Genomic DNA, 12718 nt, shown 5'->3' with positions numbered 1-12718 from the left:
ACCGTGTTTCCTATATCTCAGGAAAGGTCACTCCATTCCACACGCTCCTAACCGGGTGCCCTGCGCTTTTCTTGTCACTAAGAAAAATTTACAAGAAATTATACGGTAGGATTTCTTTTTTGATGGAATATCTAATGCTATAATGAAATGATGTAATGGTTAGAATGGAGGAAGTTTGCATGTATGATGTGCGCGAATGGCGTCATGTATTTAAATTAGACCCAAATAAGGAAATTTCAGATGAAGCATTAGAAAGTTTATGCGAATCTGGTACAGATGCAATCATCATTGGTGGAACAGATGGGATTACGTTAGATAATGTATTGAATCTCATGGCTCGTGTCCGTCGCTATACAGTTCCTTGTATATTAGAAGTGTCAACAATAGATTCGGTTTCACCCGGATTTGATTTATATTTTATTCCTACTGTTTTAAATAGCAGTGATACAAAATGGATAACTGGTCTTCATCATGAAGCAGTGAAGGAATACGGAGAACTAATGGATTGGGATGAATTTCTCATTCAAGGCTATTGTGTTTTAAACGAAGATTGTAAAGCTGCGAAATTAACGAGTGCAAAAACAAATTTATCAGAAGAAGATATTGCAGCCTATGCTTTAATGGCAGAGAAGATGTTTCATTTGCCTATTTTTTATATGGAATACAGCGGGAGTTATGGAGACCCTTCGTTTGTAAAAGCGGCTAAAAGTCAATTGAACGAGACGGTCCTGTTTTACGGTGGAGGAATTGAGACAGTAGAACAGGCAGAGGAAATGGGAAGATATGCTGATGTCATTGTAGTCGGAAACGTTATTTATAAAGACCTATCAGCCGCATTAAACACAGTTGAAATGAAAAAGAGCAAGCATTGAATAAACAATAAAGCTAGGTTAAAATAGAATATATGTTCTTATGGTGGTGAAAAGATGCAATTTTTAACAGATAAAATTTTAAATGGATTAAATCCTGAGCAAAAGGAAGCAGTAAAAGCAACAGATGGTCCTCTTTTAATAATGGCCGGGGCAGGAAGTGGTAAAACCCGAGTTTTAACACAAAGAATTGCTTATCTTATGGTGGAAAAGGGAGTCAATCCATACAATATCTTAGCAATTACGTTTACCAATAAAGCAGCGAAGGAAATGCGTCAGAGGATAGCAGCTGTTTTAGGCGGAGCAAGCGAAGAAATATGGATATCAACTTTTCACTCTATGTGTGTACGAATTTTAAGAAAAGATATTGATCGAATTGGATACAACCGTAATTTTACAATTTTGGATACAACTGATCAACAATCCGTTATTAAAGGTATTTTAAAAGACCGTAATATCGATCCGAAGAAATATGATCCCCGTGCTATTCTAGCAAGTATTAGTTCTTCCAAAAATGAACTTGTAACTCCAGAGGAATTTGCGAAGACTGCTGGCGACTACTTCTCACAAATAGTTAGTGATGTATATACAGAATATCAAAGACGTTTACGAAAGAACCAAGCATTAGATTTCGATGATCTAATTATGCAGACCATTAATTTATTTCAAAGAGTACCGGAAGTTTTGGAATACTATCAACGTAAATTTCAGTATATTCATGTGGATGAGTACCAGGATACGAATAGATCGCAATACATGCTAGTCAAGCTTCTAGCAAGTCGATTCCGCAATTTATGTGTAGTTGGTGATTCTGATCAGTCTATTTATGCATGGCGTGGTGCAGATATTTCAAATATCCTTTCTTTTGAAAAGGATTATCCAAATGCAAAAGTAGTAATGCTGGAACAAAACTATCGTTCCACCAAAAGAATTCTACAGGCTGCAAACCAGGTCATTGCTAATAACTCTAGTCGTAAAGATAAAAACTTATGGACAGAAAATGAAGATGGAAGCAAAATTTACTATTACCGAGCGGATAGCGAACAAGGGGAAGCACAATTTGTTATTGGAAAGATTCAAGAATTAAGAAGAGAAAGCTCTCTAAATTTATCAGATATAGCTATTCTGTATCGAACAAATGCACAATCTCGTGTCATGGAGGAAATGCTTCTTAAAGCCAATATTGAATATTCGATTGTTGGAGGTATAAAGTTCTATGATCGAAAGGAAATTAAGGATACGCTTGCTTATCTTCGCTTAATCGCTAATCCGGATGATGATATTAGTTTCCAACGGGTGATTAATGTTCCAAAACGTGGAATTGGCTCTAGTTCTGTTGATAAGATAGCCAATTTCGCAGCAATGCATGATATGTCTATGTATCAAGCATTAGAAGCTGTTGAATTAATTGGTTTAAGTCCAAAGATTACAAAAGCTGCCAGTGAATTCCGCGATTTGATTCAAAATTATACAAGAATGCAGGAATATTTATCTGTAACAGAACTTGTCGAAGAAGTTATTGATAAATCTGGTTATGTAGATATGCTAAAGGCAGAAAAGTCGATTGAGGCTCAAAGTAGATTAGAAAACATTGAAGAATTTATGTCCGTATCGAAGAACTTTGAGGAAGCTAATGATGATAAATCGTTAATTGCCTTTTTAACAGATTTAGCATTGGTTGCTGATATTGATAAGTTAGATGATGACGGAAATCAAGCGGATTCGGTTGTCTTAATGACCTTGCATTCTGCAAAAGGTTTGGAATTCCCGATTGTTTTCTTAATTGGTCTGGAAGAAGGTGTATTCCCTCATTCCCGTTCATTAATGGAAGAAACGGAAATGGAGGAAGAGCGTCGCCTTGCATATGTAGGCATTACGAGAGCTGAAAAGCAATTATATTTAACAAATGCACAGATGAGAACATTATTTGGACGTACCAATATGAATCCACCTTCTCGTTTTGTAAAAGAAATTCCAGAAGATTTACTAGAAGGATTAAATCCAGTTTCAAATAGGCAAAGAATGGCTTCTCCTCACAATAGTAGTCGAAGCTCTTATACACAACAACAGCCAACGAGAAAGGCTGTTATTCGTCCTGCGGCAGTTGCAACAGGTGGTGAAGGAATCGGATGGAGCATAGGCGATAAAGCGGTCCATGGAAAATGGGGCACTGGTACAGTTGTAAGTGTAAAAGGCGAAGGCGATTCGAAAGAATTAGATATTGCTTTTCCGAGCCCAGTAGGAATTAAACGATTATTGGCTAAATTTGCACCGATTCAAAAAGGATAAGGAAAGGAAAAGGATATATGGAACAAAACCTTGCAGAGAAGCGAGTAAAAGAGCTGCATAATTTATTAAATCAATATGGATATGAATATTATGTTCTGGATAATCCTTCTGTTCCTGATTCGGAATATGACGCATTATTAAATGAATTAATCCAGTTGGAGGAAAAATTCCCCAGCTTAAAAACTAATGATTCTCCATCCCAGAGAATCGGAGGAGAAGTATTGGATATGTTCTCAAAGGTTCAGCATCAAAAGCCGATGCTGAGCTTAGGGAACGCATTTAATGAAGCTGATTTACGTGATTTTGATCGGAAGGTTCGTGCAGTTATCGGTGATGACTTTTCATATGTTTGTGAATTAAAGATAGATGGGCTTGCTGTTTCTCTTCGATATGAGAATGGTTTATTTGAGCAAGGAGCCACACGAGGAGATGGGACCACTGGAGAGGATATTACAGCGAATCTCAAAACAATTCGCTCTATTCCGCTCCGATTAAATCAGGCGGTGAGTTTAGAAGTTCGCGGTGAAGCATTTATGCCGAAAAAGTCGTTTGAGGCACTGAATAAAGCGAAGGATGAAAATGGAGAAGAGCCATTTGCGAATCCACGGAATGCTGCAGCAGGCTCCTTACGCCAATTAGATCCTCGCATTGCGGCTTCTCGAAACTTGGATATTTTTCTCTATGCGATTGGAGATGCTGGACAGACTGGTATTCAATCCCATAGCGATGGCCTTGATTTATTAGACAGGCTTGGCTTTAAGACGAATAAAGAAAGAAAAAGATGTGCAACTATCGAGGATGTTTTACAATATATTGAAGGCTGGCAGGAAAAACGTCCTCACTTGCCATACGAAATAGATGGTATTGTGATAAAGGTAGACAATTTAGCACATCAAGAACAGCTTGGAACAACCGTAAAAAGTCCGAGATGGGCGATAGCGTATAAGTTTCCAGCTGAAGAAGTAATGACAAAGCTTCTAAGCATCGAACTAAATGTTGGGAGAACAGGTGTGATTACACCTACTGCAGTACTTGAACCAGTGAAGGTTGCGGGTACAACAGTTAAAAGAGCTTCCTTGCATAATGAGGACTTAATAAGAGAAAAAGATATTAAGCTTGGCGATATGGTTGTAATAAAAAAGGCTGGAGACATTATTCCAGAAGTAGTAAATGTTTTAGTAGAAAAAAGAACTGGTGAAGAAGCAGAATTTCTGATGCCAACTCATTGTCCTGAATGCGAGAGTGAACTTGTTCGTATCGAAGGGGAAGTGGCATTACGATGTATTAATCCAAAATGCCCAGCACAAATTAGGGAAGGCTTGATTCATTTTGTTTCTCGGAATGCAATGAATATAGACGGACTTGGTGAGCGAGTAATCAGCCAATTATTTTCCGAAAAACTAATCGAAGATGTGGCTGATTTATACACTTTACAATTCGACCAATTAATACAATTAGAAAGAATGGGCGAAAAATCTGTTCATAATTTATTAGAAGCAATTGAAGCATCAAAGCAAAACTCCCTTGAAAGGCTATTATTTGGTTTAGGAATTCGACATGTAGGAGCCAAGGCAGCCAAAACAATTGCGATGGAATTTAAAACAATGGACCAGCTTATGGAAGCTGCTAAAGAGGATTTAACAGCTATTAACGAAATTGGTGAAAAAATGGCTGATTCGATTGTTACTTTTTTCGAACAAGAAGAAGTAATCGAATTAATTACCGAGCTTAAAACGTATGGCGTTAATATGGAATATACCGGTCCATTACCAGTAGCAGTGGAAGAGACTGATTCAGCCTTTGCTGGCAAAACAATTGTATTAACAGGAAAGCTCGAGCAGCTTTCTCGTAATGAAGCAAAAGAACAAATTGAATTATTAGGTGGTAAAATAACAGGAAGTGTTTCAAAGAAAACAGATTTAGTAATTGCAGGGGAAGATGCAGGAAGCAAACTAACAAAAGCGGAACAGCTAGGCATTGAAGTTTGGGATGAGGAAAGACTTATGGAAGAATTGAAGAATAAAGGTGTGTTTAACGAATGAAGAAACACGTAATGATGGTGTTGGTACTAGTATTGGTTCTATCAGCTTGTGCACCAAACTTTAATAAAGAAGAAAAAGTAAAGACAGAGGATGTAGATAGTAATACGACGGAAACGGCTATTCTGCCGAACTATAAAATCTCTGATGATTATTATAAGGTAGTGGTCCCATTTAAGCCTTCAGAAGCAAGAGGATTAGTTGTAAATAATTTAAATACACGTTATGACATTGCTGAATTTGAAACAGGCCTAATGAGAATCGCACAAAATGCCTATGATCCTGAAGAATATTTTTTTCAAGAAGGTCAGTATTTAGATAAAGATACAATTTCCAACTGGCTAGGGAGAGAATCAGAAAAGAATCCTGATGGGCTAAACCCATCTGGCAAGGATAAGGGTAAAGTACCTGTTTATTTAGCTCATATACTGGAGCATGATTATTTGGTGAAAACGGATGATAAGAGCTTAAAGCTTGGTGGGATTTCCATTGGTTTAGCAATGAATTCTGTATACACCTATGAAGAAAATGGAGCGGCCAAAGAGCTTAAAATTGATCGAACAAAGCTTGAAAAAGAAGGAAAGAAAATTGCAGCAGAAGTAGTCAAAAGAATAAGAGGAGTAGAAGGCCTTGGGCAGGTTCCGATTATTATCTCTCTTTTTGAACAAAAGGAAAGCTCTTCAGTTGTACCTGGAAACTTCTTCGCTTACGCAAAGATAGCAGGAAATAGTAATAGTATTGGTGATTGGGAAAGTATTAATGAAAAATATGTATTATTCCCAAGCTCTGATACAAAATATAAATCAGAAGTAGATGCATTTTCTTATTTCAAGCAAGATATCGAGAAATATTTTCCTAACTTTAATGGTGTGGTCGGAAGAGCTTTCTATGTGAATGATAAAATGCAGAATTTAAGTATCGAGATTCCGATTCAATTTTATGGAGAAGCAGAAGCGCTCGGCTTCACACAATTTGTCGCAGGAAAGGTGATGGAGCATTTCCCTCCAAATAATTCTTCTTCTGTACAGGTTAGCATTACATCTGTTTATGGCCCAGAAGCATTAATTGTTCGTGATGTAGATGCAGAAGAGCCGTATATTCATATTTATCAATAATGATGGAGAGTGTTAAGCATCATGCTTCCCTTAAAAAAGTGGAATGAATGATGCTTGTCTCTCCTTTTTTGTATGATGACAAAAAAAGTTCAAAAAGGTACAAGGTTTTTTACTAGCAGATTAGAGTATAGTATGGAAAGAGGAATCTATTTAAAGGAGTTGTGAGTATGTCATCAAACCCTAACTTAGATGAATATATGCAAAAGGGGATGTATGGGGCGAAGGAAACAAAGCCAGAAGAACGAAGAAAATTTCTCAGTACCCTAAGAGAAAGAGTGGTGATTGCATTAAAGCAATCACAAGTAATGGAACCAGCCCCCTATAAGGAAATATTAGATGCAATGAAACAGAATCCCGGTGCGAAGCTATATTTAAATGGTCATCTAGACTATTCGTACTTATCGAAGTATATCAAGGAAGCTAACGAAGCACATATGGAATACACGATTGTAACCAACAAAGAGGCAGACAGTGATATTGGTTTATTAATTGCTTATGATCATGCGATTAATAAAGAAGATATATATATCGGGGAGCAAAAAACAGATTTAGTTACAGGGAAATCTTCAAAAGCAGATCAGAAAAAGGGATTGCTTACGACGATTGGAAAATGGTTTAGCAAATAAGGGAATGGCCCAAAAAGAAAATCTTTTTGGGCTTTTTATTATGGATGAACATTACAGGCATGTTTACTTCTCTTGAAATAGGTAAATAAAAAAGAAAGAAAGTAAAAAATGTTTGTTTTGCGCAATTATATTGTGTACAATATAATTGTAATGAAAATATATTATTGGAGGAATGAATCATGAGCGATACAATTCTTACAACGTCTGTTACAGCAACTGGAGGAAGAGAAGGAAGAGTAGAATCTGAAGATTATGTTATTCAATTTGATACAGCTATGCCAGGTACACAAAGAGCGAAGGAATTGGAAGACGCAACAAATCCAGAGCAATTATTTGCAGCAGGATATGCAGCATGTTTTGATGGTGCGCTACAATTAATGGCACAGAGAGAAAAAGTTAATTTTGAATCTGAAACAACAGCTAGTGTCAGCTTATTAAAGGATGAAACAGATCAAGGATTTAAACTAAGTGTTAAGTTATCTGTAAAAGGAACTGGAATTGAAAAGACAGTATTAGAGAATTTAGTACACAAAGCTCATAATTTCTGCCCGTACTCAAAAGCAACAAGAGGTAATATCGAGGTACAATTAGAAGTTGTTACAGCTTAATGTTTTTGTAAAAGAGAGAAGAAGGAAGTTGAAATTCCTCCTTCTCTCTTTTTATATTTCCTTATGTTGTTTCGTTAAATTTTCCAAAAGCAATTGAAGGGATTGCTTTAAATCATTGATTTCCTTGCTCGATTTTCCGAAAAGTTTTAGGATCTCTGTTGGAATACACTCAGCTTTTTGTTGTAAAGAAGCACCTTTTTCCGTTAATGTAATTAGTACTGAGCGTTCATCTTCAAGGGAACGTTTGCGTTCTAGCAGCTGTTGCTGTTCCATTCTTTTTAGCATCGGTGTTAATGTACCCGAATCAAGATATAAATGATGTCCCATTTCCTTTACACTAAGGCCTTTATGCTCCCAAAGTAGTAAAAGTACTAAGTACTGTGGATACGTTACATCGAGTTCTTCCAACAATGGTTTATATTTTTTCGTCAATTCACGAGAACTTGCATATAAAAGAAAACAAAGTTGATTTTCTAATTTTAATGCATCTAATTCATTCATTTTTGGTCACCTAGCTTTTTAGTCTTCTTCTAAATATAAACTATTGTAGCGGATTTTGCTTCCTTTTCCTATCTATTTGCAGAGAATAGCCTGAAAAAGAAGGAGTTTATAAGTAATTAGCGAAATAAAACAGAAAAAGGGAAAAAATGGAGAGTGTACATGGATATCACAGCGTTAAGACCAAAAAAAAGATCAGCCTTTCGTCTTTATGTCGGAAAGAAATATTATACAACCAAAAGATATGTTCAATGGATACTAGCAAGAAAACGATATGCGAAGAAAAAACAGACCGTTTTATTACCCCATTCTTATTTTACCCATAAAACAATGCTTTTAAGAGAACTAAAAGATGTAGATATGAAGCTGCAATATAATAAAATTGTTAATTTAAAAATCGCTGTTTCCAAAATAAATCAGATTGTACTTGAACCAGGAGAAACCTTTTCCTATTGGAGAACAATTGGACGGCCGACATATAAAAAAGGTTACGTTGATGGCATGGTTCTTTTTGCAGGAAGTTATCGGACGGGCGTTGGCGGGGGACTATGTCAGTTGTCTAATCTTATTTATTGGATGACCTTGCATACGCCGTTAACCGTAGTGGAAAGACATCGGCATAGTTATGATGTTTTTCCAGATTCTAACAGGACGCAGCCGTTCGGAAGTGGGGCAACCTGTTCCTACAATTATTTAGACCTGCAAATCAAGAATGAAACAGATACCCCTTTTCAACTATACCTGAAAGTGACGGACTCTCATTTGATAGGAGAATGGAGAGGAGCATCGCCTAGTTTATACAATTATGATGTATATGAAAAGGCACATCAGATTACCCCCGCTTATTTCGGAGGTTATATCCGCCATAACCAAATTTACCGAAAAAAGTATAACAGGAGAGGAGTATTATTGGAAGAAGAGTATATTACAGAAAACCATGCATTAATGATGTATGAGCCACTCCTTACCTCTGATGAGGAAAATACTTCATAAAAAAGAAGAGAAAACCACTCTTCTTTTTTTGTATCTAAAGGAAGGGACAATCATCTTAGACAAGATGGTATAATAAGAGAAATGGTACTGTTTAAATGTAAAGATGGAATAGCTAATGGAAATTCAATTATGGTAGTGGAAAGACATTATTTTTTGTAGAAATCGCCTTCTGACAAGATATATTCCTTCTTTCGGTTGCTTTCCTATTGATTTGTTTGCTATTATCAGATTATTGTGTTGTACGTATAATGATGGAGGTGACATACATAATGTCAAGAATAACAAAGGAAGAAGTAAAACATGTTGCCAATCTTGCTAGACTTGAAATAACAGAAGAGGAAGCAGAGCTTTTTCAAAAGCAATTAGATGCTATTATTTCTTTTGCAGAAGAACTAAATGAGCTAGACACAGAGGGAATCGAGCCAACTTCCCACGTTTTAGATATGAAAAATGTGTTGCGTGAAGATGTACCAACAAAAGGTCTGCCTGTGGAGGAAGTTTTACGTAACGCACCAGATCATCAAGATGGGCAAATTAAAGTTCCATCTATTATGGAGTAAGGAGGGGAAACTACATGAGTCTTTTTGATCAAAAAATGACAGATTTACAAGAACTATTACATAAAAAAGAGATATCTGTATCAGATTTAGTGAAGGAATCGTATAGTCGCATAAAAGATGTAGATGAGAAAGTACAAGCATTTTTAACATTAGATGAAGAAAATGCTTTATCCAAAGCTAGTGAATTAGATAGTAAATTAGTGAACGGGGAATATTCGGGCAGCTTATTTGGAATGCCAATTGGTATCAAAGATAATATTGTTACGAAGAATTTAAGAACAACCTGTTCAAGCAGAATCTTAGAAAATTTCCAGCCGATTTATAATGCTACTGTGATCGACAAGCTGCAAGCAGCAGGAGCAATAACAATTGGAAAGCTTAATATGGATGAATTTGCTATGGGTTCTTCAACCGAGAATTCCTATTATCAAAAGACGAAAAACCCTTGGAATCTTGAGACTGTTCCTGGTGGATCATCAGGTGGATCGGCAGCATCTGTAGCAGCTGGTGAGGTATTATTTTCTCTTGGATCAGATACTGGTGGTTCTATTCGTCAACCAGCAGCATTTTGCGGAGTGGTCGGCTTAAAACCTACATATGGAAGAATTTCTCGTTTTGGCTTAGTAGCATTTGCCTCCTCATTGGATCAAATCGGCCCAATTACACGTACGGTAGAAGATAATGCTTTCTTACTTAATGCTATTTCTGGAGTAGATTCAATGGATTCTACGTCGGCAAATGTAGAGGTTCCTGATTTTACAAAGGGGCTTACTGGTGATATTAAGGGCATGAAAATAGCTGTGCCGAAAGAGTACCTGGCAGAGGGTGTCAGCGAAGTTGTGCGCCAATCAGTTCTAGATGCTTTGAAAGTATTGGAAAAATTAGGGGCAACATGGGAAGAAGTATCCCTGCCACATAGTAAATATGCCTTGGCAACTTACTATTTACTATCTTCTTCAGAAGCATCAGCAAACCTATCTCGTTTTGATGGAGTTCGCTATGGATATCGTACAGATAATGCGGAAACATTAATCGATCTATATAAGCGTTCTCGTGCTGAAGGGTTTGGAGATGAAGTGAAGCGTAGAATTATGCTTGGTACTTTTGCTTTAAGCTCTGGCTACTATGACGCTTATTACAAAAAAGCACAAAAGGTACGTACGCTTATTAAAAAAGACTTTGAAGATGTTTTTGAAAAATATGATGTAATTGTTGGTCCAACTACACCGACTCCTGCCTTTAAATTGGGAGAAAAGGTAGATGATCCTTTAACAATGTATGCAAATGATATTTTAACGATTCCAGTGAACCTTGCTGGAGTTCCAGGTATTTCTGTTCCTTGTGGATTCTCTAACGGTTTACCGCTTGGTTTACAAATTATCGGAAAACACTTTGATGAAGCATCTGTTTATAAAGTAGCGTATGCGTTTGAACAGGCTACAGACTATCATAAACAAAAACCAACGCTGTAAGGGGTGAAAAAAATGGAATTTGAAACAGTCATTGGGCTAGAGGTCCATGTAGAGTTAAAAACACAATCAAAAATATTTTCCGCAAGTCCTAACCATTTTGGCGCTGCACCAAATACAAACACAACAGTAGTAGATTTAGGATATCCGGGTGTACTGCCTGTTTTAAATAAAAAGGCTGTAGAATATGGCATGAAAGCTTCTATGGCATTAAATTGTGAAATAGCTACAGAAACGAAATTTGACCGTAAAAACTATTTTTATCCCGACAATCCGAAAGCTTACCAAATCTCTCAATTTGATAAGCCTATTGGTGAACATGGATGGATTGAAATTGAAGTCGATGGCTATAAAAAAAGAATTGGCATTACTCGGGTTCATTTAGAAGAGGATGCTGGAAAATTGAATCATGAGAAAGGATATTCGTTAGTGGACTTCAACCGTCAAGGAACGCCATTAATTGAAATCGTTTCTGAGCCAGATATTCGTACACCAAATGAAGCATACGCATATTTAGAAAAATTGAAATCCATCATTCAATACACTGGTGTATCTGACTGTAAAATGGAAGAAGGTTCTTTGCGCTGTGATGCCAACATTTCCATTCGTCCAGTAGGACAAGCGGAATTTGGAACAAAGACAGAGCTGAAAAACTTAAACTCCTTTAACTTTGTCCGCAAAGGATTAGAATACGAAGAGCAACGTCAAAGAGAAGTTGTTTCTTCCGGTGGTGTTATTAATCAGGAAACACGCCGCTTTGATGAAGCAACAAGTACGACATTGTTAATGCGTGTAAAAGAAGGTTCCGATGATTATCGCTACTTCCCTGAGCCGGATTTACCAGGTTTATATATTGATGAAGACTGGAAGGCAAGAATCCGTGCGGAAATTCCAGAGTTGCCAGATGCAAGACAGAAGCGCTATATGGAAGAATGGGGCCTACCTGAGTACGATGCAAAAGTATTAACTGTTACGAAGGAAATGGCTGACTTCTTTGAAGGTACTGTGGCAAATGGAGCCGAGCCAAAGTTAGCTTCTAACTGGGTAATGGGCGATGTCTCTGCTTATTTAAATGCCGAACAAAAGGAGCTGGCTGAAGTAAAGCTTACTCCAGAAAACCTTGCCGGCATGATTAAGCTGATTGGAAATGGGACAATCTCCAGTAAGATTGCGAAACAAGTTTTTAAAGAGCTGATTGAAAACGGCGGCGATGCAGAGGCCATTGTGAAAGAGAAGGGTCTAGTGCAAATCTCCGACGAAGGTGCATTGCTGAAAATTATTGGTGAAGTGTTAGATAATAACCCTCAATCCATTGAAGACTTTAAAAACGGAAAACAAAAAGCAATAGGTTTCCTTGTTGGGCAATTAATGAAAGCAACAAAAGGGCAAGCAAATCCACAAATGGTCAACAAGTTATTAGTTCAGGAAATGAATAAAAGATAATAATTAGATTTATCTTTCTAGCTGTCAGCAAATGTTCTTTGTTGGCAGCTTTTTTTATGGAGAAAGGAGGATAGTATGACAAAAATCGCATTATAAAGGTGGGATTAAGTAGATTTCTATAATAGCTGATGTTAAATGGCAGCTGAGTGTGGAGGAAATCAGCCAAAGCGAAGAGGAAATCAGCCAAAGCGAGTGGAGAATCAGCCAAA

At 37.0% G+C, this 12718-nt stretch carries 11 protein-coding genes; 10 read left to right on the top strand and 1 reads right to left on the bottom strand.

Annotation, left to right across the window (positions count from 1 at the left end):
* Positions 1-179 precede the first annotated feature (179 nt).
* The 6 genes from pcrB to BCI01S_RS24190 all read left to right on the top strand — a co-directional run bounded on the left by pcrB (position 180) and on the right by BCI01S_RS24190 (position 7546).
* Entirely contained in the window at positions 180-872 is a 693-nt protein-coding gene (gene pcrB, locus BCI01S_RS24215; RefSeq protein ID WP_047944699.1) for a heptaprenylglyceryl phosphate synthase, read from the top strand.
* A 54-nt stretch (positions 873-926) separates the two neighbouring features.
* A complete protein-coding gene (pcrA, locus tag BCI01S_RS24210; protein WP_061801320.1) occupies positions 927-3158 on the top strand; it encodes a DNA helicase PcrA in 2232 nt (743 codons plus the stop codon).
* A gap of 17 nt (positions 3159-3175) precedes the next feature.
* On the top strand, positions 3176-5200 hold the full coding sequence (gene ligA / locus BCI01S_RS24205) for an NAD-dependent DNA ligase LigA (RefSeq protein ID WP_047944697.1): 2025 nt from the start codon (positions 3176-3178) through the stop codon (positions 5198-5200).
* Positions 5197-6312 (top strand): CamS family sex pheromone protein, encoded by a 1116-nt coding sequence (locus BCI01S_RS24200; RefSeq protein ID WP_047944696.1) that lies wholly within the window; start codon positions 5197-5199, stop codon positions 6310-6312. Before ligA ends, BCI01S_RS24200 begins: the two co-directional genes overlap by 4 nt.
* Before the next feature lie 167 nt (positions 6313-6479).
* Entirely contained in the window at positions 6480-6938 is a 459-nt protein-coding gene (locus tag BCI01S_RS24195; RefSeq protein ID WP_047945002.1) for a YueI family protein, read from the top strand.
* 179 nt (positions 6939-7117) lie between these two features.
* Positions 7118-7546: an organic hydroperoxide resistance protein gene (locus BCI01S_RS24190; RefSeq protein WP_047945001.1), complete on the top strand. Its 429-nt coding sequence runs from the start codon at positions 7118-7120 to the stop codon at positions 7544-7546.
* A 51-nt stretch (positions 7547-7597) separates the two neighbouring features.
* Here BCI01S_RS24190 and BCI01S_RS24185 read toward each other — a convergent pair whose 3' ends face one another.
* Positions 7598-8047, bottom strand: coding sequence for a MarR family winged helix-turn-helix transcriptional regulator (locus BCI01S_RS24185; protein WP_061801319.1), 450 nt, complete (start codon positions 8045-8047; stop codon positions 7598-7600).
* Between the two features lie 159 nt (positions 8048-8206).
* On the opposite strand from BCI01S_RS24185, the gene BCI01S_RS24180 reads away from it, so the two are divergent.
* From BCI01S_RS24180 to gatB, 4 genes are all read left to right on the top strand, one after another.
* Positions 8207-9037 (top strand): VanW family protein, encoded by an 831-nt coding sequence (locus tag BCI01S_RS24180; RefSeq protein ID WP_047944999.1) that lies wholly within the window; start codon positions 8207-8209, stop codon positions 9035-9037.
* 269 nt (positions 9038-9306) lie between these two features.
* The gene (gene gatC, locus BCI01S_RS24175; RefSeq protein ID WP_047944998.1) at positions 9307-9597 is read left to right on the top strand and encodes an Asp-tRNA(Asn)/Glu-tRNA(Gln) amidotransferase subunit GatC; all 291 of its coding nucleotides are present in this window, start codon (positions 9307-9309) and stop codon (positions 9595-9597) included.
* 14 nt (positions 9598-9611) lie between these two features.
* A complete protein-coding gene (gatA, locus tag BCI01S_RS24170) occupies positions 9612-11069 on the top strand; it encodes an Asp-tRNA(Asn)/Glu-tRNA(Gln) amidotransferase subunit GatA (protein ID WP_047944997.1) in 1458 nt (485 codons plus the stop codon).
* A 12-nt stretch (positions 11070-11081) separates the two neighbouring features.
* Complete coding sequence (gatB, locus tag BCI01S_RS24165; RefSeq protein WP_047944996.1) at positions 11082-12509, top strand: Asp-tRNA(Asn)/Glu-tRNA(Gln) amidotransferase subunit GatB; 1428 nt, start codon at positions 11082-11084, stop codon at positions 12507-12509.
* The last annotated feature ends 209 nt before the right edge of the window (positions 12510-12718 follow it).

The organism is Niallia circulans NBRC 13626, from assembly GCF_001591585.1.
Taxonomy (GTDB): domain Bacteria; phylum Bacillota; class Bacilli; order Bacillales; family Cytobacillaceae; genus Niallia; species Niallia circulans.
The sequence above is the reverse complement of the archived record's forward strand: the minus strand, read 5'-3'. Positions and strand labels throughout refer to the sequence as shown.